Below are 24244 nucleotides of genomic sequence, written 5' to 3' on the forward strand. Positions count from 1 at the left end.
GGTTTGCCGGGGCGTGTCATCGGCACCCGCCAAGTGCTGCGGCGGTCGCGGAGGGGCTCGAGGCGTCAAGACGCGATCAAAGCTGGTGCTCGAACGCCTCGCGCTCGGCGCGGCTCAGATGCAGGCCATGCTTGGTGCGCCGGTCGAGGACGTCGGCGGCCGTGACGGCCCACTCCTGCTCGCGCAGGAAAACGAGCTCGCGCTCATAGAACGAGGCACCGAAATGGCGGCCGAGATCGCCGACGTTGCGGGACGCTCCGAGCAGATCGCGCGCACGGGTGCCGTAGCGCCGCGCATAGTGCGCCACTACATCGCGCGGCAATCCCGGATAGGCGCCTGCGAGATCGGCGAGGAACTGATCGAACGGCACGCCGAAATCGCCGCCCGGAAGACGCGCGCCCGCCGTCCATGCCGGCGCCATCTGCGGAAACCACGGCGCGAGACGTTCCATTGCCTGCTCGGCGAGCCGGCGAAACGTCGTGATCTTGCCGCCGAAGATCGACAGCAACGGCGGCTGTCCGGGCGCACCATGCACCTCGAACACGTAGTCGCGCGTCACCGCCGACGGATTGTCGGCGTTGTCATCGTAGAGCGGCCGCACCCCGGAGAAGGCGTGAATGATATCCCCCTTGCCCGGCGCGGCCCGGAAATAGCGCTTGAGCACCGTGAGCAGATAGTCGATCTCGGCACCATCGACAGCGACGTCGTCTGCGCGGCCGTCATGCACGATGTCGGTGGTCCCGATCAGCGCCAGGTCGGTCTCATAGGGATTGACGAAGATCACGCGGCGGTCGGTGTTCTGCAGCAGATAGGCCTGCGATCCGCTCCAGAATTTTGGCACCACGAGATGACTGCCTTTGACGAGCCGCACATTGTGCGCGGAGTTGAGCCCGGCGACACCCTGCACCACGTCCTGCACCCAGGGACCTGCGGCATTCACCAGCGCCTTCGTTCGGACGATCTGAACCTCGCCGTCTTCGGAGCGCATCTCCAGCCGCCAGGCATCACCCTCACGCCGTGCGCTCACGGCGCGGGTGCGCGGCAGGATGATGGCTCCCTTGTGCGCGGCATCGACGAGATTGAGGATCACCAGCCGGGCATCGTCGACCCAGCAGTCCGAATATTCGAAGCCGCGCCGGAACTCGGGGCGCAGCGGCGCGCCCTCCGGCTCGTGCGCGAGATCGACGTTGCGGCTCGCCGGCAGCTGCTTGCGGCCGCCGAGATGGTCGTAGAGGAACAGCCCTGTGCGCACCAGCCAGGCGGGACGCTGCTCCGGCGAGTGCGGCAGCACGAAGCGCATCGGCCAGATGATGTGCGGCGCCGAGGCCAACAGCACCTCGCGCTCGATCAGCGCTTCGCGCACCAGGCGGAATTCGTAGTACTCCAGATAGCGCAAGCCGCCATGGATCAGCTTGCCCGATCGCGACGAGGTGCCTTGCGCAAAATCGTCCTTCTCGCACAGCAGCACCTTCAGGCCGCGGCCGGCGGCATCTCGGGCGATACCAGCGCCATTGATGCCGCCGCCGATCACGGCGAGGTCCAACAGACCGTGATCGGTTCCGCTGCGTGAGACCGTCGCATTCATCGCTTGCTGCTGCGCTTCTTCTCTGGCTTGCTGCGCGCAGCGGCACGCGCCTTCGTCGCAGCCTTGGCCGGCTTTGCCGCTTTCGCCTTCGGCTCCTGCAGACCATAGGTCGAAAAGCCCTGCGCCGTCTCGGCGATCTCGGCGTCACCCAGAATGTGCGGCTGGCCGAGGGCGAGCGACAGGTAGTACTGCTTCGCGATGGTCTCGAGCTCGACCGCAAGCCACATCGCCTTGTCGAGATTGGCGCCGACCGCGATCATGCCGTGATTGGCCAGCAGGCAGCCGTTGCGGCCTTCCAGCGCCTCCAGCGCAAGCTCGGACAATTCGGCCGTGCCGAACCGCGCATAGCCGGCGCAGCGGATGTCGGTGCCGCCGAACGCCGCCATCATGTAGTGGCAGGCCGGGATCGGCTTGCGCGCGATGGCGAGCACGGTGGCATAGGTGGAATGCGTGTGAACGACGCCGCCGACATCCGGACGGCCGCGCATGATGTCGAGATGAAAGCGCCATTCCGTCGAGGGCTTCAACGGCCCCTCCCAGGAACCGTATTCACCCTCGAGCGGCATCGAGGCGATCATCTCCGGCTTCATCGAGTCATAGGGCGTCGCCGAGGGCGTGATCAGCATGCGGTCCTTGTAGCGGGCGGAAATGTTGCCCGAAGTGCCCTGGTTCAGCCCCGACGCATTCATCCATCGGCATTTGGCGATGATGTTCTCGCGGATCAGCCGTTCCTCGCGATTCATGTCGAAAACCTTTCGTCGTCAGCAGGGATTGAGCGGCGGCTCGCCGGCCAGATAGCGGCGAACCTCTTCGGCCGCCTGGTCGGCGGCAAAGGTGACGGTGCGCACGGATGCGCCGGCGATGTGCGGCGTCAGCGTGACATTCGGGAGCTGCAACAGCGGCCAGTCCGGCGGCACCGGCTCGACCGCAAAGGTGTCGAGCATCGCGCCGGCCAACCGTCCCGAGCTGAGCACCTCGAACAGCGCCTTGTAGTCGACCAGCGGACCGCGCGCGGTGTTGATCAGGATCGCCCCCGGCTTGATCTTCGCCAGCGCCTCGCGATCGATGAAGCCGGTGGTCTCCGGCGTCACGCGGGCATGCAGGCTGATGACGTCGGCGCGCGCCAGAAGATCGGCAAGCGCGACGTGCTCGACACCGTCGTTGCGGTCCTGTGCGCTGAGCTGGACGTAAGGGTCGGTCACAAGGATCCTGCAGCCGAACGCCTTGAGCAGCTTCACGACGCGCGTGCCGATCGCGCCATAGCCGACGATGCCGACGGTCATCTCCCCGAGTTCGCGTCCGGTCCGGTCGGCGCGATAAAGATCGCCGCGCCACTCCCCGCCCCGCATCGACTCGTGACCGCTCCTGATCAGACGGGTCTCCGCGAGCATCGCGCCGATGGTGAACTCCGCCACCGCGCTGGCATTTCGTCCGGGCGTGTTGACGACCAGCACGCCATGATCGCGCGCCGCCTGCATGTCGACATTGACCGGACCGCCGCGCGACACCGCGATGAACTTGAGCCTTGGCAGCCGCTGCAGCATCGCGCGCGAGATCGGCGCGAGATGCGTCACCAGCAGCGGCGCTTCGCCGATGAATTCGGCGAGCTCATCCGGATCGCCCATGAACTCCTTGAGACCATCGAGCTTGGAGCCGGCATAGCCATGCTCCATCGGCTCGTCCGGCCAGGGCTGTTCGAGCATGCGGATGTCGACGCCGTCGCCGCAGATGGCGGTGATGCGTTCGGCGAACACCGAGGGCAGCATGAAGCGGTCGCCGATGATGGCGATGGAGCTAGACATGATTGGCTCCTGCACGCTGGGCCGCAAGCTGCTTCCACACCGGCCGCGCCGCGAGGCGAGCCTCGACATAGGCCGGGAACAGCTGCGCATAGCGCTCCGCCAGCGCCGCATCCGGCGCCTGCGGCTCATCCAGATACGGTCTCACCCATTCCTCCGCGCAGATCATCATGTCCGGGTAGAGTCCGGTCGCGACCGTGGCGATCATCGCCGCCCCCGACGCGCCGGCTTCCTCGCGACGGCAGACTCGAATCGTGCTGCCGAGTGCCGCGCCAAGAATTGCGCCGAGCGCGCGGCTGCGTGCCGCGCCTCCGGTCAGGCGAATTTCCGTCGGCAGCGGTCCCATCGCCGCGTAGCAGTCGCGTGCGGCGAAGGCCAGTCCCTCCATCACGGCGCGCATCAGATCCCAGTAGCCGTGACGGGTGCGCAGGCCGACCAGTTGCGCAGACGCCTCGTGGGACACGAATGGTCCGCGCTCGCCAGCATCGGAGATGAAGGGATGATAGAGCAGGTCGCCCGCCTTCGCCGCGAGCACGCGCTCGTCCAGCCGCCGGATCAGATCATTGCGCGACCGGGCGATGCCTTCCATAGCGAGCACGCCGCGCGCGACATCGAGCAACCAGTCGATGTTCAAGGTCGCAGCCATGGTCGACTGCATCTGGGCATAGTGGTTCGGCACCGGGAACGGCATCGTATAGCCGGTCGCCTCGGCATTCAGCTTGACCGCGTCGGCGCTGTTCGCCAGCCGCATGTGCATGCCGGTCGAGCCGATGATCGTGCAGCCGACGTCGGGTGTGGGATCATATAGCCCACCACCGAGCGCATTGCAGATCACGTCGACATAGCCGAGCGACACCGGCACGCCCTCGGGCAAGCCCGTCTCCGCCGCGGCCGCCGCGGTCAAGCCATGCGTCGTCGTGACACCATCGACGACATCTGGAAACAGGCGCGCGGAACCAGCGATGCCGATGAGACGCGCCGCCTCGCCGTCGAAGCCGCGCTTGCGAAAGTCGCCGCAGGAGAACGTCGCCTCGGACGGGTCCGTGGCCCGCTCACCGGTCAGCTTGAAGTAGAGCCAGTCCTTGCAGTGGAACGCCGTACCCGCGCGTCCCAGCATCTCTGCGTCATGCGCCTGCAGCCAGGCCAGTTGCGCCCCCTGCTGGCAAGCGTTGAGCCCCGATCCGGTGCGCTGATAGTGCGCGGCATTGCGCTCGCCGCCGCGGAAGGCTTCGACGAACCCTGCCGCGCGCGAGTCGAGCCACAGCAGCGCGGGCGCGACGGGATGGCCGTCCGCATCGATCAGCCAGGTGCCGTCGCCCTGCCCGGTCACGGCGATCGCGGCGACGCGACGGGACAGATCCGGCAGCGTGCCGCCCAGGCCGCGCAAGGCCGCGACGGTGTCGGTCCAGGTCCGCGCCATGTCCTGCTCGACGCGGCCGCCCGGCAACGTCGCGTAGCTGTTGGGAATCGCGAAATCCCCGAGCTGGCGTCCATCCCGCGCAAACGCCACCGCCTTGATCACCGAGGTCCCGGCGTCGATACCGATGATCACGTTGCGGATCGCAGCCGAGGTCATGTTCAGCGCGCCTCCGCGTGGCGGACGCAAACGCCGTCGGCGCCGAAAATATGGAGATGGCGTGACTCCAGCGCGCAGGGCACGACGTCGCCCGGTCGCGCCGCGACCTTGCTGGATGTCACGCCGACCAGCAGATGACCGGCGCACTCGCCCGCAATATGCGACTGATCGCCGAGCCACTGGTTGGAGACCACGCGCAGCCGCGCCTCGCCGCTGCCGATCGCGATCCGCTGCGGCCGGATGCCGACCTTGATCCGATCGGCCCGCACCAGCGTCTGCTGTCCCGCCGCGTCCAACGTCTGCCCGGGGATGTGAAAGGCAACATCGGAGCCCACAGACAGGCGGAACCCGCCTTCCTCCTGCGTCACCACAGTCTCCATCAGGTTCATCGGCGGCTCGCCAATGAAGCTCGCGACGAACAGATTGGCCGGGCGGTTCTTCAGCTCCCGCTCGCTGGCGAACTGCTGAAGCACGCCGTCTTCCATGACGGCGATGCGATCGGCAAGTGCGCTCGCCTCGGTCTGGTCATGGGTGACGAAGATCGCCGTCATGCCGCGCTCGGCGAGCAGACCCTTGATGCGGCCGCGCAGCACGGCACGCAGCTGCGGCTCCAGTTGGCCCATCGGCTCGTCGAGCAGATAGAGGTCGGCATCACGCACCAGCGCTCGGGCCAGCGACACCCGCTGCTGCTGTCCGCCGGAAAGCGCGTGGGGATGATGATCGAGAATGTCCTCGATCTCCACCAGGCGGGCAATGCTGACAACGCGTTGCGCGATCTCGGCGCGCGACAATTGCCGCGCCTTCAGCGCGAACGCAATGTTCTCACGCACCGTGAGCGGCGGGTACAACGAATAGCCTTCGAACGCCATCGCCACCTTGCGCTTCGCCGGCGCCAGATCATGGATCGTCCGCTGCGCCAGCGCGATCGACCCTGAACTGACGCTCTCGAAGCCGGCGATCATGCGCAGCGTCGAGGTCTTGCCGCAGCCGGAAGAGCCGAGCAGCGCGACGATCTCGCCGGCCTTCACCTCCATATCGAGCGCGCGCACGGCATGAACCGGCGGCTTGCCCCGGCTGTGATAGACCTTGTCGACGTTGCGGATTTCGAGCATGCCCATCCCCGATCCTCACGCCGCCTGCCGCCGCGGCGCCAGGCCGATGCGCTCGCCCGTGGCGTGGTCGAACAGCAACGCCGCTTCCGGCGCGAACCGCACGAACACGTCCTCGTCGGCATGCGCCTCCAGCGCCTCGGGCGCCTGCGCCGCCAGCCACTCGGATCCGTCGGCGAAGCGCAGCAGCACCACGGCGCGCTCGTGGATCGGCGTGACCGCGACGATCCGCGCCGGGATCACACCCTCGCCGCCATCACGCGTCACCACGACATCGTCGGGCCGGACGCCAAGCCAGCAACGCTCACGCATATTGGACGGCACGCCGTCCGCATCCAGCCGGATCAGCGTCCCGGCAACAGATGCGGTCAGCCGCCCCTGCTCCGCCACCGGCGTGACCTCGGCAAGATTGATGCTGGGATCGCCGAACAGCCGGGCCACGGCGACCGACGCCGGCCGCGCATAGATCTCCTCCGGACGCGCCACCTGCACCAGGCGGCCATTGATCAGCACGGCAATGCGATCGGCGATTGCCATCGCCTCACGATAGTCCTGCGTCACGTAAAGCACCGCCGCAGAGCTCCTGCGCAGCAGGCTCGGCAGCTCCAACCGCATCTCATAGCGCAGCTTGGCATCGACGTTGCGCAAGGGATCGTCGAGCAACAGCACCCCGGGATTGCCGATCAGCGCGCGCGCCAGCGCGGTGCGCTGCTTCTGGCCGTTGGACAGTTCACGAGGCTTGTGGCCGAGCACATGCTCGATCTTCAACAGCCGGCTCATTGCCGCAACCTTGACCGCAATGTCGGCCGCGCCCGTCGCGCGCAGCCCGCTGGCGATGTTGTCGCGCGCGCTCATGTGCGGAAACAGGGCAAAATTCTGGAACGCCATGCCGATGCCGCGCTGCTCCGGCGGCGCGTCGACGATCGAGCGGCCGCCGACCAGGATGTCGCCGCCGTCAGGCTCGAACATGCCGGCAATCATCCGCAGCAGCACGGTCTTGCCGCTGCCGGACGGGCCGAACACCGCGACGATCTCGCCGGGCTCGACCGTCAGCGACACGCCCTTGGCGCAGCTTGCGGCGCCGAAGCTCTTGTCGACCGATTGGAGTTCGAGACGCGCCATGTATCCTCAACCCTTCACTGCACCGAGCGAGAGACCTTCGACCAGATAGCGCTGCGCATAGAGCGCGAGCAGCAATGTCGGGGTGACCGACAGCACGATCGCGGCGGCGATCTGGCCGTATTGGATACCGGACGCCGTCACGAAGGCCAATGCGCCGACCGTTACCGGCTGCTTGTCGGCCGAGGCCAGGATCAGCGCAAAGACGAAGTTGTTCCAGCAGAAGATGAAGGACAGCAGGCCCGCCGCGGCGATGCCGGGCCCGGCCAGCGGCACGGCAATGCGGGTGAACGCCTCGCGCCAGGAATGCCCCGCGAGCCGGTAGGCGTGCTCGATGTCCGGACTGATGTCCTCGAAATAGCCGCGCACGATCCACAGGATCAGCGGCAGCGCGATCAGCTGGTAGACCCAGACGATGCCAAAATAGGTGTCGTTGAGGCCAAGCTGCTGGTAGTACAGCGACAGCGGAAGCAGCACCAGGAGCGGCGGCGCGAAGCGGAACGACAGCAGCGTGAAGGCGATGGTCTCGCCGAGCCGGAACTTGAAACGCGCGAACGCATAGGCCGCGGGGACGCCGAGCAGCAGCGCCAGGATCACCGACGCGCTCGACAGCACGAAGCTGTTCATCAGATTGCGCATGAAGGTGAGCTGCAGATTGCCGGCGGCGGTCTTGAGCTGGCCCGAGATCAGCGCCTCATAATTGGCGAACGTCGGCTCGAACAGGATGCGCGGCGGGATGCGCAGGATCTGCTCATTGGTCTGGAACGACATCAGGAGGATCCAGACGATCGGAAACATGAAGAACAGAAGCACCAACGCAAGCGCGATGCCACGGAAGATGCGCCCTGCCAGACTGGAGTGATCCATGATGTCTCTCCCTCAGGCGTGACCGTGGGCGCGCGCGCGCAGCCGCAACCAGTTCTTGATGAAGATGTTCGACAGGATGTTGGTGATCAGCCACAGGATCATCAGCAGCGCCGCCGAGCGTCCGACATTGGTGTACTGGAAGAACTCGAGATACGCCTGCACCTGGAACACCATCAGCCGGTCCCCTGGCCCGCCTTGCGTCATCGCATAGACGATGTCGAACTGCTGGATCGAATCGAGCAGCCGGAACAGCGAGGCGGTGATGATGTAGGGCGCGAGCATCGGCAGGGTGATGCGGAAGAACACGAAGCTCGCCGGCACGCCGTCGAGCGCCGCCGCCTCGAACGGCTGCCGCGGCAGCGAGCGCAGACCAGCCAGGAGCAGGATCATGATGAACGGCGTGTAGACCCAGACGTCGACCAGGACGACGGTGAACAGCGCGGTCGACGGATCGGATGCCCATTTGAAGTCGTGCACGCCGAGCAGCCCGACCAGATAGGACAGGATGCCGAAGCTCGGATTGGTCATCAGCTTCCACATCAGCGCGGCGATCGCCGGCGCCGTCATCAGCGGCAGCAGCAGCATGATCGAGACGGCGTTGTGGAAGCGCGTGGGACGTCGCAGCAGCAGCGCGATGCCGAGGCCGAGCAGCAGCTCGGCGATGACGGTCACCGCGGTATAGACCAGCGAGATGCGCAGCGTGTTCCAGAACGCCGGATCGGACAGGAAGTCGATATAGTTGTCGATGCCGATGAAGCCGCGCAGATACGGCAGATTGAGCCGGTAGCGCTGCAATGAATAGACCGCAGCGGTCACGAACGGCACCAGGATGGCGATGCAGACCAGCAGCGCCGGCAGGCTCAGCAAATACGGCAGCAGCCGGCCGCGCCAGCGTTTCGTGCGGCGCGGCGTCGCCTTGGTCTCGACAAGTTGGGCCATGCTCATGACAGGCGTGATCACATCAGCGCGGGATGGGGCCGACCCGGACGCTTGTGGGGAGCATCCGGGCCGGCAGGCGGTCATGGGAGATGCGGCGCGGCCTCAGCCGAGGCCGGCCTGCTTCAGCTGACGGTTGATGCTCTCGGCAAGCTTGTCGAGGCCCTCATCGACGCTGATCTCCTTGGCCACCATCTTCTGCAGCGAGGCCGCCCACTCCGTCGTGAGGTCGAAGAACAGCGGCTGCGCCGTGAAGTAAATCTTCGCACCTGGTGCCGACAGGTCATGCTGCTCGAGATAGCCAGGATAGGACTTGGCGATGCGGTCGCGGAATTCGCCGTCCTTCCACACGGAGGCGCGGACCGGATTGACGAAATCCATCTTGCGGGCACCGAACAGACCGTGCTCGACGGAGGCCGCCCACTGCATGAAGGTCCAGGCCGCATCCTTCTGCTTGGAGAAGCTCGACATCGCCAGCGACCAGATCCAGACGTTCGGCGTCGGCGCCTTCGCGGCCGGATTGGCCGCGAACGGCGCATAGCCGAGATTGCCGCGCTCCTTGTTCTCGCCGCCGTTCATGAAGTAGCCGAGAATGTCGGCGTCGAAGATCATGCCGGAGGCGCCGGCGCCGAGGTCCGTGCCGACCTGATACCAGGTGTAGGTCGACCAGTTCTTCGGACCCGACCCCTGGATCATCCTGACCCATTTCTCGTGGAAGTCCTTGGAGGCCTTGGTGTTCATCGCGGCCTTCAGCTTGCCGCCTTCCATCACGAAATCCTTCTGGCCGAAATTGGCGTAGGCCGAGAGGAAGCCCGGATGGATGGTCGCCCACGAGCGCGAACCGCGCACGCCGACGCCATAGGGGCCGCCAGCGTCCTTGGTGATCTTGGCCGCGACCTCCAGCATGTCGTCGAGATTGGTGGGCGGCTTGACGCCGACCTTGTCGAATATCTTGCGGTTATAGGTGATGTTGTTGAGCTCGTAGCCCCACGGGATGCACCACTGCTTGGCCTTGCCGGAGCCGAGCTCGGAGCCAGCGACGCCGTCCCAGGCGGTGGAGGAGCGCAGGCCCGGCAGCACATCGTCCCAGGCGAACGCCGGATTGGTCTTGGCCGGATCCTTGATGTAGGCGTTGAGGTCCTCGATCCAGCCGGCCGGACCGTAGGTCCAGGTCATGTAGGCGCCGGTCATGAAGGCGTCGTACTGATCGGACTTCGACGACAGCGCCGCCGTCACCTTGTCGAAATAGACGTCCTCGGGGAAGATGTCGTAGGTGACGTTCATGCCGGTGAGGCTCTTGAACGCCTCGATGTCGCCGATCATCGCATCGACGTAAGGATGCTTGTTCAAGAGCAGCTTGACCGTCTTGCCGCTATGGGCCTTCCAGTTGAAGTCAGCGGCCATCGCCTTCGACATCGCCGAGGCAAAGGCGGCATTGGCGGCGACACCGGCGATGCCGAGCTTGGCAGCGCCGTCGAGCAGATCACGCCGGCTGATGCGCTTGCCGGCATAGGCCGCAAAGAGATTCTTCTCACGATCGTACATTCAACCCTCCCTTTGTTTTTTGTAGAAACGTGTTCGCGTTACCTGCCCTTCCGACTCTTGTTCTTGGAGTTGCCGGATGTTTTCTCCGGCTTGTCGGTCGCCAATGCCTGAGCGGTTACCTCATCGATGATGAGACCGTTCAGGAAGCCGCTGCGCAGCACCGCGCGCAGGGCCGTGATCTTTGCCTCGCCGCCGCCGATGGCGACGATGCGGTGTTTCTTCAGATCGGCAGCGGCCATCGAGGTGGCGCGCGCCGAAAGATCGAGATCGAGCAGCTCGCCCTGGGCGTTGAAGAAATGCCCGAGCAGATCGGCGCAGGCGCCGGCGCGCTTCAGCTCGACGACCTCATCCGGCTTGATCATGCCGCTCGACACCAGGAAGCCGTCGGCATGGATCTGGCCGATGCCGACGAACAGCAGCGACGCCCGCTGCGCCAGCGCGAACACGTCCGATATGCCGAACTGCTGCATCAGCACGCGGCGATCGGCGACGGAGTTGGCGAACACCGGCACCGGCAGCAGATAGGCTTCGGCGCCGGTGCGCTCGGCCAGGCGATGGATCACATCGAACGGGTTGGCGGCGAATTTGCGCGTCAGGCCGCCGAGCAGCGACACGAACTGCACGTCGCGCGCCGGCGTCTGCGGCAGTTGCGCCACCACCGCCGCAAGCGTGCGACCGTGGCCGACGCCGATGATCTTGTCGTCGCCGCGCTCCAGCACCTGGCGCAGGAAGCTCGCGCCCTCCAGCGCCAGCGCCTTCAGTGGCAGATCGCCCTCGCCGAGATCCGGCGCGACGCGGCAGAAGTCGAGCCCGTAGCGTTCGGCCAGCGCGTTCTCGAGTGCGACGCATTCGGCGACGGGACCCTCGACGAAGACACGGATCATGCCCTCGCGGCTGGCCCGCGCGATCAGGCGATGCGCTTTGGTGCTCTGGATGTTGAGGCGGTCGGCGACCTCCGACTGCGTCAGCCCGGCCGCGAAATACAGCCAGGCGGCGCGCGTCGCGAGCGAGGCCTCGCCGTCCACCATGGGCGCCCTGTCGGAAGCTGTCGTCACGCCTGAATGCCTGCTTGCAAAATTCTTCACACCTTGCAAAAAATTGCAGACGCCGGTCCGGCCGTCAATCCCCCAAACGTGCTGCAGCGCGTCAGGGATGACGCGCCGGGCGAGCACAGCCATGCTCGCCGGCGCACAACGGGATGAGGTCGCATGACGGAGTTGTTTGTCGGCATCGACGTGGGCACGAGCGGTGTGCGCGCCTGCGCCGTCGATATCAGCGGCGAGATCAAGGGCGCAGCCGCCGTTCCGCTGGTCGCGCCGCGTCAGGACGGCAACGCCATCGACCAGGATCCCGAGCTGTGGTGGCAGGCGACGGTCGCGGCGCTCGACAAGCTCGGCAGGATCGTCGATCTCGGCGCCGTCGCGCGCATCGCGGTCGACGGCACCTCCGGCACCTTGCTGCTGATCGACGCCGACGGGCGGCCCCGCTCGCTCGGCCTGATGTACAATGATGCCCGCGCCGTCGACGAGGCCAGGCGCATCGCCGCAATCGCGCCGCCCGAGAGCGGTGCGCATGGCACGAGCAGCCCGCTCGCCAAGCTGCTGCATCTGCTCGCCTCCACGAGCGGCGCGCGACAAGCCGTGCACCAGGCCGACTGGATCGCCGGACGCCTCGCCGGCCATCACGGCGTCAGCGATGAGAACAACGCCCTGAAGCTTGGCTATGACCCCGTCAGGCGCGAATGGCCGCGCTGGATGGATCAGCTCGGCGTTCCTCGCGACGTCCTGCCGAGCGTTCTCGTGCCGGGCACGCCATTCGCCGATATCGATCCGTCGACCGCGCGCGCGCTCGGTCTGTCGCCGTCGGCGCGCATCGTCGCCGGCACCACCGACGGCGTCGCCGCCTTCATCGCCACCGGCGCCGATGCGCCGGGCGATGCGGTGACCTCGCTCGGCACCACGCTGGTGGTGAAGCTGATCGCGACGCAGCCGATCTTCGCCGCCGATCAGGGCGTGTACTCGCATCGCCTCGGCGGCAAATGGCTCGCCGGCGGCGCATCGAACTCCGGTGGCGCCGCGCTGCTTGCGCATTTCACCGCCGCCGACATGGACCGCATGACGCCGTTGCTCCGCCCCGACGAGCCGACCGGGCTCGACTACTATCCGCTGCCCAAACCCGGCGAACGTTTTCCGATCGCAGATCCCGCGCTGGCGCCGCGGATCACGCCACGTCCGGCCGAGGATCATCGCTTCTTCCAGGCGCTGCTCGAAGGAATTGCCGGCGTGGAAGCGCTGGCCTATCAGCGTCTTCACGCGCTCGGCGCGCCGGCGCTACGGCGGGTGATCAGCATCGGCGGCGGCGCCCGAAATGATGCCTGGACCGATATCCGCCGGCGCATCGTCGGCGTGCCCGTCAGCGTCGCCGCGCAGACCGAAGCGAGCTACGGCACCGCGCTGCTGGCGCTGCAGGGACCGCCACGATGACGGCGGCGGCGTGCGAGATCAGCGGCCTGTCCGCCATCGCCGACAGGTTCGATCACGTCCTGCTCGACCAATGGGGCACGTTGCATGACGGCAGGACGGTGCTTCCCGCCGCACATGACTGCGTCCTGCGGCTGCGCGAGGCCGGCAAGCATATCCTGGTGCTGTCGAACTCCGGCAAGCGCGCGAGCGCCAATGCCGAGCGCCTCGCCCGGCTCGGCCTGCCGCGCTCGACCTATGACGGCATTCTCACCTCGGGCGAGGTGACATGGACCGGCCTGCGCGACCGCGCCCGCGAACCCTTCACCGATTGTGGCAATGCCTGCTTCCTGATCACCCGGGGCGGCGATTGCTCGCTGATCGACGGGCTCGACCTCGTCCTCGTGACGGATATGCGTGACGCCGACTTCATCCTGCTCGGCGGCCTCGATGACGACCTCGCCGAGCCCGACCTCTGGCGCGATCGATTCACCGGCGCGGCCGCGCGGGGCGTGCCGATGATCTGCGCCAATCCCGACCTGATGATGTTCGGTGCGGCCGGCCTCATGCCGGCGCCCGGCACGCTGGCGCGCGCCTATGAGTGGCTCGGCGGCCCGGTGAGCTTCGTCGGCAAGCCGCATGCGCCGATCTTCGCGGCGGCGCTGGAGCAGCTCGGCGATCCGGACCCGCACCGCGTGCTGATGATCGGCGACTCGCTCGACCATGACGTCGCCGGCGCCCGCGCCGCAGGCCTGCAAAGCCTGCTGCTCGGCGATGGCGTGCATCGCACGACGCTGGCCGGTGCGCCCGACCTCGCTGCGGCAACGCGCAAGCTCGCAGCTTCGCCCGGCCGCATGCCGAATTGGACGATGCAGCACCTGGTGTGGTGAGAAGGAGACGCGAAATGCGCGAGCCTGCCGAGCTTGATGATTTGCGCCGGATGTCGGCGCGGGTCGGCCGCAACATCGAGCTGGTGCAAGGCGCCGGCGGCAACTCCTCGCTCAAGCAGGATGATGTGCTGTGGGTGAAGGCGTCCGGCACCTGGCTGGCCGACGCCGATGCGAAGGACATCTTCGTGCCTGTTCTCCTGCCTGCGGCGCGCGATGCGCTCGCCGCTGATGACGAGCGCATTCCGCTGGCCGCTCCCGGCCCCCTGCGCGCCTCGATCGAGACCGCGCTGCATGCGCTGCTGCCGCACCGGGTCGTGCTGCACGTGCATGCCGTCAACACCATCGCCTGGGCGGCGCGGCGCGATGCGCGCGATGAATTTGCGGCGCGGCTGGACGGGCTCGCCTGGCGCCATCTCGACTACTTTCATCCCGGACTGCCGCTGGCGCGCGCAGTGAGCACCATCGTCGCGCGCGACTGCATCGACGTGCTGATCCTCGGCAATCACGGCCTCGTCGTTGGTGCCGAAAGCTGCGATCAGGCCGAGGCGCTGGTCCATGACGTCGAGCGCAGGCTGGCGCTGCCGGTGCGCCCGGCGCCCGCTGCCGACGCCGCGGCCTTGCGCCGTCTGTGCGCCGGCACCGCCTATCGCCTGCCGCACGATGCTGGTAGCCACGGCATCGCCACCGATCCTTTCAGCCGCGCCATCGCGACCGGCGGCTCGTTGTATCCGGACCACGTCGTGTTTCTCGGCCCGGGCCTGCCGACGATCGAGAGCGCCGGCGGCCTCGCCACGCTGCTCGCACGGGCGGACGCGAGCCGCCTGCCCGCGCCCGTCGCGGCCCTCGCGCCGGGTCTCGGCGCCATCATCCGCAGCGACGCCAGCCCGGGCGCCGAGGCCATGCTGAGCTGCCTCGCGCTCGTGACCAGCCGCCTGCCGTTATCGGCCGATATCGGCTATCTCTCGTCTCAGCACGAGCAGTTGCTGCTCAACTGGGACGCCGAACGCTACCGGCAGCAGCTGACGGCAAGCCGCCAGTCGTCGAATTGAAGCGGCGACGGATCACGCGATCTCATCGCTCGAGACCGGCGGGGACGGCGCCCTCGCCCCAACCAGTTCGTGAAGCGCATCTCCGACCTGATCGATGACTTCGCCCCAATCGCGCCTTTCGCGCTGACGGAACAGGCGCATGCGCGGATACCAGACGCTGTCGTCACGATCGAGCAGCCAGCGATAGTCCGGCGTGTACGACAGAAGCGTCCAGGTCGGACAGCCAAGCGCGCCGGCGAGATGAGCGACACTGGTATCGACCGTGATCACGAGATCCAGACATGAGATCAGCGCGGCGGTATCGGCGAAATCGGCAAGTTGACCCGTCAGGTCCACGATCCCGCTCGTCTCCTGGAGCACGGCCTTGTCTTCGGCCTTCGGCTCCTTCTGCAGGCTGACAAACGCCGCATCCGCGCCGAGCAGGCGGGACAACGTGCGCAACGGGATGGAGCGATTGTGGTCGTCGAGATGATTGGGGTTGCCTGACCAGACCAGGCCGACGCGCAATTTCTCGGGCGTGCCAAGGCGCTCCTGCCAGAGTTGGATCCGATCCGGATCAGGCGCCGGCAAATAGGACACCGGCGCTGGAATCGTGGCCAGTGTCGTCCGAAAGGCAAACGGCAGGCTCATGATCGGACAATGGACATCCACCCCCGCAAGGTCGGCGGCGTCCGAGACCGGAATACATTGCGAAATGCCTGGCATGTTCGACAACAGTGGAAGCAACGGCTTTTGAACGGCAAGGATGACGCGCGCGCCCAACGCTGCGACCATCGGCACGTAGCGGACAAACTGGATCGTATCGCCCAGTCCTTCATCGGCGGCGATGACGATGGTTTGTCCCGCGATGCCATCCTGGCCGAGCCACATGGGTCGCCGGAAGCGCGGATAAGAGCTCGGCAGGCTCCAACGGGCCTCCCGGCCAGACCAGCCCGCGTCGAGATTTCCCAACAACAGGTTCAAATGAGCCGTTCCAAGATCGGCCAGCGCGTCTCTCGGATCGGCCCCCTTCAACTGCCTGTAGATCTCGAACGCCTCGTCGAACCGACGGAGCTTCGTCAGCACGGAGGCCTTGTCGTGCAGCGCATCCCTTGAACCCGGCTGCAGAGCCAGGGCTCGCTCGAACCATTCCAACGCGTCCTCGTCTCGGCACATCGTCCGCAACACGATGCCGGTCTTGACGCAGATGTCGGAGTTTTCCGGTTCGATGGCGTGAGCTCGCTGGCAGATCGTCAGGGCCTCGTCGAAGCGCTTCAAGCCGTTCAGAAGCGCGCCACGCATCAAGAGTGTCGGGACATGGTTGGGCCGCAAGACGTCGCTCAGATCGAGATAGGTAAGCGCGTCGTCGATCCGCCCCAGCCGTTGAAGCGTGATGCCGCACTGGTTGGCGGCATCCCAATGCCTGGAATTCAACTCCAACACACGTTGGAAGCTCGACACGGCGTCGGCGAGCTGCTGCAGGTTGACGAGGGCATTCCCCCTCAGCATCCACAGATCGGCGCTTTCGAGACCGAGCGCCGTCGCCTTGTCGACGACCTTCAGCACCTCATCCGAGCGTCCCAAGACCTGCAGCACCGTGCCAAGACTCAGGAAGTACTGCGGCTGAACATCCTGCTGGAGCGCGCGGGATACCCACTGCAATGCAGCTTCATACTGCTGCCCCTGCAGGGCAAGGATGCCCAGCAAGTTGAGGGTCGGCGCATGCCCTCCGTCGATCGCAAGCGCCATATGGCAACACCGTTCGGCATCCGCATGTCGGCCATCGGTGACATCGCGCAGAGCAGCGTCATAGAAGAGCGCGGCACCATCGGGCTTGACAGGTTGGAGCTTCACTTTAGCGGGTGAAGCTCGGCGCTCGCGACGGTTCATTGCTGCATATGGTCCAGGTTGCGTCGTTAAAGTAGTTGATTCTCATTCAGGCTGACAGCCGCAATTCTATCTCCGGCTGTGGTGAGGGCCGCTCCGATTCTGGCTGCATTCCCTAGCATAAGAGCGCGGAAGACAACGATCCGATGACCACTTCGTGGAAGTCAAATTCAGCGCAACCATCGCGGGCACGATCAAATCGGCGTACAGGACAAGGGTGAGGACTTCTTCGGTGGTTACGCCTATATGAGGTCGGGCCATCCGCCCGACCCTCGAGATCATCATCAGCGAAACGCCGGCACATCTGCGCAAGTTTCACGATCCGGACTCGGGCCTGGCGCTGATCCGGCCGGATGCCTGACATGGGCCGTCGGACAGCTCGGGCTCGTCGCTGGACACGGCCATCCGCACACAGATCGGAAACGGACTGGAAAGGAGGGAGAGGTTGGATGGTGCGCTCGGAGCGGGAGAACACGTGCGTTCGTTCAGTGGCTGAAGCACGACCGCCTTTCCGCACACCGGCCGGACGCCGATTTCTGATCCAATCTTTCGCCGGCAGCGCTATGGCGCTTCATGCCCACGCGTGAGACCGCTCTCCCGGCGGTAACAGAGATGGAGTCTGTCCCACACCTTCATCATCGCATGGACCAGTTGGTCCATGAGCGCGTCGTCGTGATAGGGCGTCGGGGTAAGACGCAGGCGTTCCAGTCCTCGCCGGACAGTGGGGTAATTGATCGGCTGGATGTAGATGCCATGCTCCGACATCAGCAGGTCCGAAGCCGCCCTGCACTTCTCGGGATCGCCGACATGCACCGGCACGATATGGCTCTCGCTCGGCATCACCGGCAGGTCTGCTGCCGTCAGGACCGACTTTAACCGCGCTGCGCGATCCTGATGCCGGACGCGCTCCGCTGTCGAGGCTTTCAGATGCCGGATTGCAGCGGTCGCGGCTGCGCAGACCGGAGGCGGCAATGCCGTCGTGAAGATGAAACCGGGGGCGTAGGAGCGCACCGCATCGATCAGGTTCGCCCCAGCCGCAAGATAGCCGCCGAGACAGCCATAGGCCTTTGCCAGCGTGCCCTCAACAATGTCGATCCTTTCCATGACCCCGTCGCGCTCAGCTATGCCGCCGCCGCGCGGGCCATACATCCCGACCGCGTGCACCTCGTCGACATAGGTCAGAGCGCCGTAGCGCTCGGCCAAGTCACAAATTCGATGCAGAGGCGCGACATCCCCGTCCATCGAGTACAGGCTCTCGCACACGATGAGCTTGGGCCTTTCGGGATCTGCCGCCCGCAGCAGCCGTTCGAGATGCTCAGGATCATTGTGCTGCCAGATCTGCTTCTCAGCACCGGCCTTGCGAACCCCCTCGATCATGGAGTTGTGGTTCAGCTCGTCGGAAAGCAGCAAACACCCAGGCAGCAGCTTGGCGATCGTCGATATCCCCGCCTCGTTGGAGACGTAGCCGGAGGTAAACACCAGCGCGGCTTCCTTGCCGTGGAGATCAGCCAGCTCCTGCTCGAGGGCGACGAGCGGATGGTTCGTTCCCGCGATGTTACGGGTGCCGCCCGCGCCTGTGCCCATGCGCGCTGCGGCATCGATCATGGCTCCTATGACATTCGGGTGCTGGCTCATGCCCAGATAGTCGTTGGAGCACCAGATCACGACCTCACGCTTGCCTTCCTCCGAATGCCAGATCGCATACGGATAGCGCCCCGCCAGGCGTTCGAGGTCCGCAAAGACACGGTAGCGCCGTTCCTGATGCAGTCGATCCAATGCACCGCGGAACATCGCGTCATATTCAGGGAGAAGGCCGAACGGCCGCATCTGGTAGTTCATGATTGGACGACTCCAGCAGACTATCGTGCCCGATTGAACTGGTAGGAGCCCTGGAGAAACACGCCATAACGCTCCGTCGTATATCGCAGCACCTGATTGAACGAATCGACCGCATTGGTGCTGAGATGCCACCAGCGCCCACCGATGCCGATGCGGAAATTGTCGGTCAACTGGTAGTTCAGCACGGTCTCGGCCTGGAATCCGGATCCTTGTCCCGAGGCGGGATCGCGCCCGAAGGTGAAATAGTGCGTGTCGATCGCATTCTGCGAAGTCCAGACATAGGCGGCCTCTGCCTGCCAGCTCAGCCGGTCCGACAGCCGCGTGTCGAGTGAGACACCGGCCCGTCCGCTATGCCAGCGATCCTGCTCGGTCACAACCTTCACGCCTGCCCCAAGCGCCGGACTGCAGATCGTCGGATTGCCACCCACCTGGGTGCAGCCCCGCGCGTCGACCGTTTCTGTCCAATATTGATAGCCGACGAAGGCGCCGAGCCGGAAGCGGTCCGTCTCTAGCAGGTTGAAACCGACATCGAGATTTGCGTATTGCAGCCGCCCGCCCACGCTGCTGACGGTCTTGGACGACGGATTGACGAAGGGCGCAAAGTCCTCGTCGACGAGCGTGCCCGAGCTGATCTTTCCCGCTCCGAAATAGCCCTTCAGAAACATGTTGGTGAACGGGCCGTCGAGCGCATCGACCCTGAAGAACATCTCGCCGCTGTGCCCGGTCATGCCGCCATAGGCGAGCCGGGAGACCTGAAGCGTCGCAGCCTGATCGGCGAAATAGCGGTATCGATTCTGCCCGGAGCTGAACCAGTAGCGCACTCCGGTCTCCAGCATGTAGGACGGCAGGATCGACGCGCGCGACCGCAGCGGCATATCGCCCGAGCCCGCCCCCTGGCCGCCCTGCAGCGCCGCAGGCCTGGCCCAGGCGCAACTGACAATCGAGGCGTTGCACTTCGTGACACCGTCGGCGTTGAAATCGCGCCGCAACGTGACCGTCGCGAACAAGTCCTTGGTCGTCGTCTTGACGTTGGCCAGCGTGCTGTCGACAAACCGGTAGCCGATCTCCGTTTCCAGGCTGATCTCCTTCGACCAGAGATAGCTGACCAGCAGCGACGGCAGAATCGTGTACTCCTTCAAGTCGGTCTTCGTCCCGGACCTGTACCCCGCCCGCAGCCGCGGGCTGATGGCGAGATCCGGCGTGATCGGATAGCGCGTGGCGAGATCGAGCACGTAGAACTTCGAATCCGCCAGGCTCGCGTACCGCAGCGCGCCCATGAACAGATCGCCCGGCTTGATGATGCCGTTCCCGGTCAGTTGAGCCGACAGATAATATTCGAGGCCGCTCGCCGGCGTGCCGTCGACGCCTCCGGACGGCAGCGTGCCGGTCAGATTGGTCACCGTGGCATCGGCCGCGACCTGCCAGGTCTCGTTCAGGGGCCGCGAATAGCTCACCATCGCCGACTGGAACGTCGGCGTGCGGTCGATCGCGAGCTGCCTGATCTCGCCGGCCGTATTGAACTTCATCATGTCGTAGAGCGTGAGGAACGGCTGCCCCTGCAGCGCATTCCACGTCGAGAGAAATGGCACCCTTCGATAATCGAACGAGGCGTTGACGACCGACTTGTCCTCGAACGTATAAGTTCCCGAGAACACGGCGGCATTGAGCGCGCGGAAATGCGTGTCGTAGTCGATCAGGCCGAGCAGCGACTTGTTGGTGTCGAAATAGCGGAATTCGGCTCCGATGGCCTGGCGGTCGACGATGTTGCGGTCGTATTGCGTGATCAGATAGACCGTGGTCTCGAGGCCGCCCAGGATCTTGCCGAAGTCGATGCTCGCGCCATAGAGCGTCTTGCCATCCTTGAACGGTGCGTCGAAACGGCTCCAGTTCGGCGAGCCTGCGAGCACGTTCAGGCGCAGCCCGGGGCTCTTCTGCCAGCTCAGCACCGCGCCGTCGAAGCGGCCGATCACGCCGCCGGTGTTGCGGGACTGCCGTCCGACGCGCAGCGTCACGTCGGCCTCCTTCAGCGTGTAGTCAACCTGGGCGGTCGAGACGCCGTATTTGTCGTTTCCGGTATCGAACTGGCGCTCATGGGTGAACGCCAGCCTGAACTTGGTCCTGATGCGATCGTTGTCGGCGGTGCCGAGAAAGTCGAAATTGGTCAGCAGCGTGTTCTGATGCACCCGGTGCGCGTCGGGATCCGCATTCGGGTTCGGCGCAATCGCCCTGTCCTTGACGGCGCTGGTCGTGTCGTTGGTGATGAAGGTGGTCGAGAGGCTGCCCGACATCGACCAGCGGGTGTCGCCGTTCGGCCCTGCCGCCTTGGTCGGCATGCCTGTCCCCATGTCTCCGCCCTCGGGCGTGACAGAAGACATGTCGCGCGGCCGTGCCGGTGCGCTGCTGGTCGCGGTGAGAAGCGCAGCGAGCCGCTGCCTCACCCGCTCGGCGCCCTCGCCGCTCGGATAGCGGCGCAGATAGTCTTCATACTCCGCCTGCGCGGCAGCGGTCTGGCCAGCCTTCTGCCGCGCCACGCCGAGCAGCTCCTGCGCCTCGGCGCTCGAGCCGTTCTCGGGGAGTTTCAGCACCTTTCGCAGGAGATCGATCGCGGCGCTGAAATTGCCTTTCTTGATCGACGCGCGAGCCTCGTCCATCGAGGCCTCCGCAAACCGGATGTCCGCCGCGGACGCCTGCTGCATCGTGCGATTGTCGTTGCGGACCGACGCCGCCGTGCCGGGGATCGCAACCGGTTTCGGCGCATCCGGAGCGGCTACGCTCGGCACCAGGGCTTTCACCTTGCACGCCGACACCGGACCCTTTCGGGCCACCACGATCGCCACCTGCTCGAAGCTGCCGGATTGGACGATCTGATAGCTGAACTCGCCGGCAAACTGGACGACGAGGATCGGTCCCCTGTTCTGATCGAGCGTCAGATAGACGTCCTGGATGCCAGAGCCCTGGGCGTTGTCGACACGCACGCCTTCGCGCCTGACCAGGCGGCGCGCCATGATTGCGTCCCGATCGACCAATTGCAGCGAGACGCTGAGCTGGCTGCCTTGGTCGAGCGGGAAATGCCCGGTGTAGCGGACACGAACGTGAAAGTTGACCCGCAGAAGGCTGCAGTTTCCGATCGTCGTGGCATTTGCATTGGCGACGAACTGATCGATGACCGGCTGGGCCGGTGCGACGCCAAAGGCTCCGTCGAGCAGGATTGCGAGCAAGCCGGCCAGCAGACTGATCAGGCATCCCGCCGACCTCGCCGCCGCTGCTTGTCCGAAGCAGCCGCGCATCACCAGCCGCCTCCATTGACCCGGTGCTGCCGCTGGCGGCGGGTGATGATGGTGGTCTGCGATTTGTCAGCATAGATATGGCATGCGCCGGTGCAGTCCTTGAGCTCGGCGACGGTGTAGTCCATCGGCGCCGGCTTCACGAGCTTGGCGTGCTGCTGCGGGCGGAAATCACTGGCGTGGCAGGCGGCGCAGTCGGGCTTGTAGGCCGCGAACTTGAACACGACGGCTTGCGAATTGCCGCTGTGGCAGGCGGTGCAGCCAATGGCCGCGCTATGGTTCGGATAGCTTGCCGACATATGCCGGTAATTGACCGAGCTCCAGCTCACCGTCCGGTGGCAGCTCTCGCAGGGGACGTTGGTCACGAAGTGCTTCGGCGACTTGCCGGTGGCATTGGAGCCGTTGTGACAGCTGGCGCACGGCGCAGTCAGGCTGGTGTGATCCATCCGCGCGCCCGAGAACGACACGGTGTTCTTGTGGCAGCTCTCGCATGGCGCGCTGGTGACCACGTGCTTCTGCGGCTTGCCGGTCGCGGCCATGCCGTTGTGACAGCTCGCGCAGGCCGCCATCGTGCCGGTGTGGCTGAACCGGGCACCGCTGAACGTCGTCGTGCTCTTGTGGCAGGTCTCGCACGGCGCATTCGTCGTGACGTGCTTCTGCGGCTTGCCCGTCGCGGCCATGCCGTTGTGGCAGCTCGCGCAGGCCGCCGTCGTGCCGGTGTGGCTGAACCGGGCGCCGCTGAACGTCGTCGTGCTCTTGTGGCAGGTCTCGCACGGCGCATTCGTCGTGACGTGCTTCTGCGGCTTGCCCGTCGCGGCCATGCCGTTGTGGCAGCTCGCGCAGGCCGCCGTCGTGCCGGTGTGGCTGAACCGGGCGCCGCTGAACGTCGTCGTGCTCTTGTGGCAGGTCTCGCACGGCGCGGTGGTTGCGACGTGCTTCGGCGGCTTGCCGGTCGCGGCCATGCCGGTGTGACAGCTCGCGCAGGCCGCTGTCGTTCCAGTATGGCTGAACCGGGCGCCGCTGAACGTCGTCGTGCTCTTGTGACAGGTCTCACATGGCGCAGCGGTTGCGACGTGCTTCGGCGGCTTGCCAGGCGCGGTCATTCCGTTATGGCAGGATGCGCATGGCCCTTGCGCCGTCATGTGATTGAATCTGGAGCCGGCCTCCGTGGTGCTCGATCCGGCAAGCCCTGCCCTTGGATTGAACGTCGGCAGCAGCGACGGAAGCCGACCGGCATTCTTCGCTTCCGGCGAGTCGCTACCAGTATCGGTCGGGGGCAAGAGCCTGCCGCGGGGATCGTTCGGCGAGAGTGGTGATGTCGCGGATGTCATTCGGGACGGCGTGCTCAACGGTTGCGGCACGGACGTCGTCGCGCCGCCAGCTTTGACCGAACTGTCGGGCTTGGAGGAACCGGACGAACTGGCGGAGGCCCCTGCTTCGGACCCCGCTGTCGGAGCCGTCGACGTCGCAGCCGTGTTCGCCAGCGGCTTGCTGCTGAACAGGAGCGTCGAACTGGATGGCGCAGCGGGCTTGGCGGCAGCGCCGGCCGCAGCAGCGGCCTGAGATGCAGCCGGTGCGGCGCTGGTACCGGGTGCTGCATCGGGATTCGTTGCTGCCGTCATCGTGCGGTTGGCGGTCGAGGCCGGCGTCACCGCCTTGACGGCCGGGGCCTGAGCCGGAACCACCGACCGCGCCGTCGTGGAGCAGCCTGCTGCCGGCTTCTGCGGGTCGTCGTCCCAGGTGGAGAAGTTGGCGGCGGCGCGCACGTGGCAGCATCCGCAATCCTGCGTCTTGGCGCTGTGATCCGGCCCCTGCGCACCTCTGCGGCCCTGGCTGCGATACGAGCCGTTGTGACAGCTGTCGCAGCGCGTGGCATGCACGGCAGCATGGCTCATCGTGTAGGTCGCGAAGCTCGCCGCCGTGTTGCTGTGGCAGTTCGAGCACTGCACGCCCGTCACCGGAATATGCGGCGGGGTGGTCAGGCCTTTCGCGCTCGAACCATTGTGGCAGGCGGAGCAATTGGTGTTGGCCGCAGAGTGGGTGAACGCCGCGCCGCCCCAGCTCACATATCCGCCGCTGGCCGCCTTGCTGTGACAGCTGACGCAGTCGGCGCCACCGGTGGCGACGTGGTTCGGATACGACGCGGTGCCCATGGCGCCCTTGGTGCCCTGGCCGGTGAAGGAGCCGTTGTGACAGCTGTCGCAGCGCGCGGTCGCCACCGCGGCGTGGTTCATGGTGTAGGTCGCGAAGCTCGCCGCGGTGTTGCTGTGACAGTTCGAGCACTGCAGCGTCCCGGTCGGGATGTGCGGCGGCGTGGTCAT

The 24244-nt window shown here is 65.9% G+C and carries 16 protein-coding genes and 1 pseudogene; 3 read left to right on the forward strand and 14 right to left on the reverse strand.

The window, feature by feature from the left end; genetic code table 11:
• Positions 1–76 precede the first annotated feature (76 nt).
• The 10 genes from QW861_RS12165 to QW861_RS12210 all read right to left on the reverse strand — a co-directional run bounded on the left by QW861_RS12165 (position 77) and on the right by QW861_RS12210 (position 11564).
• Positions 77–1585, reverse strand: a complete 1509-nt coding sequence (locus QW861_RS12165; protein ID WP_316193092.1) for a glycerol-3-phosphate dehydrogenase — start codon at positions 1583–1585, stop codon at positions 77–79.
• Complete coding sequence (locus QW861_RS12170) at positions 1582–2328, reverse strand: class II aldolase/adducin family protein (RefSeq protein WP_315827284.1); 747 nt, start codon at positions 2326–2328, stop codon at positions 1582–1584. Before QW861_RS12170 ends, QW861_RS12165 begins: the two co-directional genes overlap by 4 nt.
• An 18-nt stretch (positions 2329–2346) precedes the next feature.
• The gene (locus tag QW861_RS12175; protein ID WP_315718348.1) at positions 2347–3387 is read right to left on the reverse strand and encodes a 2-hydroxyacid dehydrogenase; all 1041 of its coding nucleotides are present in this window, start codon (positions 3385–3387) and stop codon (positions 2347–2349) included.
• Entirely contained in the window at positions 3380–4960 is a 1581-nt protein-coding gene (locus QW861_RS12180; RefSeq protein WP_315753012.1) for an FGGY-family carbohydrate kinase, read from the reverse strand. The genes QW861_RS12175 and QW861_RS12180 overlap by 8 nt, the downstream gene beginning before the upstream one ends.
• A gap of 2 nt (positions 4961–4962) precedes the next feature.
• Positions 4963–6072, reverse strand: a complete 1110-nt coding sequence (locus QW861_RS12185; RefSeq protein WP_315753024.1) for an ABC transporter ATP-binding protein — start codon at positions 6070–6072, stop codon at positions 4963–4965.
• A 15-nt stretch (positions 6073–6087) separates the two neighbouring features.
• Entirely contained in the window at positions 6088–7191 is a 1104-nt protein-coding gene (locus tag QW861_RS12190) for an ABC transporter ATP-binding protein (protein WP_315827286.1), read from the reverse strand.
• 6 nt (positions 7192–7197) lie between these two features.
• Positions 7198–8055: a carbohydrate ABC transporter permease gene (locus tag QW861_RS12195; RefSeq protein WP_315718345.1), complete on the reverse strand. Its 858-nt coding sequence runs from the start codon at positions 8053–8055 to the stop codon at positions 7198–7200.
• Between the two features lie 12 nt (positions 8056–8067).
• Positions 8068–8994 carry a sugar ABC transporter permease gene (locus QW861_RS12200; RefSeq protein WP_315753025.1) on the reverse strand — a complete coding sequence of 309 codons (927 nt, stop codon included), beginning with the start codon at positions 8992–8994 and terminating at the stop codon, positions 8068–8070.
• 102 nt (positions 8995–9096) lie between these two features.
• Positions 9097–10536: an extracellular solute-binding protein gene (locus QW861_RS12205; RefSeq protein WP_316193093.1), complete on the reverse strand. Its 1440-nt coding sequence runs from the start codon at positions 10534–10536 to the stop codon at positions 9097–9099.
• Positions 10537–10574: 38 nt separating this feature from the next.
• Entirely contained in the window at positions 10575–11564 is a 990-nt protein-coding gene (locus QW861_RS12210) for a sugar-binding transcriptional regulator (protein ID WP_315718398.1), read from the reverse strand.
• A 180-nt stretch (positions 11565–11744) separates the two neighbouring features.
• Here QW861_RS12210 and QW861_RS12215 point away from each other — a divergent pair, with 180 nt between their 5' ends.
• The 3 genes from QW861_RS12215 to QW861_RS12225 are packed head-to-tail and all read left to right on the forward strand — an operon-like array spanning position 11745 to position 14934.
• Positions 11745–13019: an FGGY-family carbohydrate kinase gene (locus QW861_RS12215; RefSeq protein WP_316193094.1), complete on the forward strand. Its 1275-nt coding sequence runs from the start codon at positions 11745–11747 to the stop codon at positions 13017–13019.
• Complete coding sequence (locus QW861_RS12220; RefSeq protein ID WP_316193095.1) at positions 13016–13885, forward strand: TIGR01459 family HAD-type hydrolase; 870 nt, start codon at positions 13016–13018, stop codon at positions 13883–13885. Before QW861_RS12215 ends, QW861_RS12220 begins: the two co-directional genes overlap by 4 nt.
• Positions 13886–13899: 14 nt before the next feature.
• Positions 13900–14934, forward strand: coding sequence for a class II aldolase/adducin family protein (locus tag QW861_RS12225; RefSeq protein ID WP_316193096.1), 1035 nt, complete (start codon positions 13900–13902; stop codon positions 14932–14934).
• A 12-nt stretch (positions 14935–14946) separates the two neighbouring features.
• Here QW861_RS12225 and QW861_RS12230 read toward each other — a convergent pair whose 3' ends face one another.
• From QW861_RS12230 to QW861_RS12245, 4 genes and pseudogenes are all read right to left on the reverse strand, one after another.
• Positions 14947–16803 (reverse strand): tetratricopeptide repeat-containing glycosyltransferase family protein, encoded by a 1857-nt coding sequence (locus QW861_RS12230; protein ID WP_316193097.1) that lies wholly within the window; start codon positions 16801–16803, stop codon positions 14947–14949.
• Between the two features lie 558 nt (positions 16804–17361).
• On the reverse strand, positions 17362–18639 hold the full coding sequence (gene hemA / locus QW861_RS12235; protein ID WP_315827292.1) for a 5-aminolevulinate synthase: 1278 nt from the start codon (positions 18637–18639) through the stop codon (positions 17362–17364).
• Positions 18640–18659: 20 nt separating this feature from the next.
• The gene (locus QW861_RS12240) at positions 18660–21926 is read right to left on the reverse strand and encodes a hypothetical protein (RefSeq protein ID WP_315753026.1); all 3267 of its coding nucleotides are present in this window, start codon (positions 21924–21926) and stop codon (positions 18660–18662) included.
• Positions 21926–24244: pseudogene (locus tag QW861_RS12245) on the reverse strand (hypothetical protein); the annotation flags it as partial. The gene QW861_RS12240 and the pseudogene QW861_RS12245, both read right to left, overlap by 1 nt.

It is taken from the genome of Bradyrhizobium sp. SZCCHNRI1029 (assembly GCF_032487555.1).
Taxonomy (GTDB): domain Bacteria; phylum Pseudomonadota; class Alphaproteobacteria; order Rhizobiales; family Xanthobacteraceae; genus Bradyrhizobium.